Raw genomic sequence first — 898 nt, 5'->3', positions numbered from 1 at the left:
GCTGTTGTTAATTTCGATTGGTTCTCAGATGAGAATGATGACGGTGATACACAGATAAGAATCAATGAGCAATGAGGGTTGCCGGGCAACCCTCATTGAATAAAACGGGAATTACTTCGCTTCGCCGTTTTTCATTTCGCCCATAGCTTTCAGCTTTTTGGAGATATCGCGGCGTTCTTTGGAGAGCTCGGCATTTTTGATGATGTAATCGTCAACGCGATCTTCATAGTCACCTTTCATGCTGGCGATGATGCCCTGGATTGCTTCAACGCTCATCCCTGGCTTGATGTAATCGCTCAGGTTGTCCAGCAACAGGACGCGCTTCTGGTTGTCACGGATCTTTTTCTCAACGTCCTGAATTTCACGTTGCAGTTTGTTCTTACGACGGAACAGACGAACAAATTCCAGTACGTCCTGGAATGAAGGCTTGGTAGTTTCCATTTTTATACCCCTGATAATGTGAGAGTCGGATTCGTTTAAGCAACCGCTATTCGTTAGGGCCAACATTACTCATAGCTGCCGCAGATGACAATGCTTTTATCCCTTTTCACTATCATACCCTTTATCCTTGCTGAATCGAAGCAGCAGCAAGATGATTCTGAAGTTCAGGAATTATTTGCGCAAGGCCCGGCAAATCAGATTCGATAGCAACTCAAGCTGATGTGCCGTTTCCATGTTCAGCCACACATAACCATAGATTGGTGTTTCCACGACTTTCAGGTCATGGTGGTTATCGAGCAACTGACGCAGCTCTTCCACAGCATCGTTCAATTTTTCCGTATTGGCAAAAACCGGCTGCGGATTACCTTCGTACAGCGCATGAACAAGGCTCAGCAGTATTTGCTGCATCATGTGCTGGGTATCACGAAGTTTTTACGCGTTCAATAACACGAAATGG

Annotated in this window: 1 protein-coding gene and 1 pseudogene; both read right to left on the bottom strand. The window is 45.5% G+C overall.

The genetic code is table 11. From position 1 onward, the window contains the following. Positions 1-111 precede the first annotated feature (111 nt). The gene (locus ACUU1I_RS20815; RefSeq protein WP_000450409.1) at positions 112-441 is read right to left on the bottom strand and encodes a DUF496 family protein; all 330 of its coding nucleotides are present in this window, start codon (positions 439-441) and stop codon (positions 112-114) included. 171 nt (positions 442-612) lie between these two features. Beyond that, positions 613-898 (bottom strand): annotated as a pseudogene (locus tag ACUU1I_RS20810) (hypothetical protein); the annotation flags it as partial.

It is taken from the genome of Shigella sp. SIG3 (genome assembly GCF_053555855.1).
This window is presented reverse-complemented; position numbering and strand designations above follow the sequence as displayed.

Coding starts and splice junctions, on each gene's coding strand:
- ACUU1I_RS20815 (WP_000450409.1), bottom strand. CDS start 441: ATGGAAACTACCAAGCCTTCATTCCAGGACGTACTGGAATTTGTTCGT.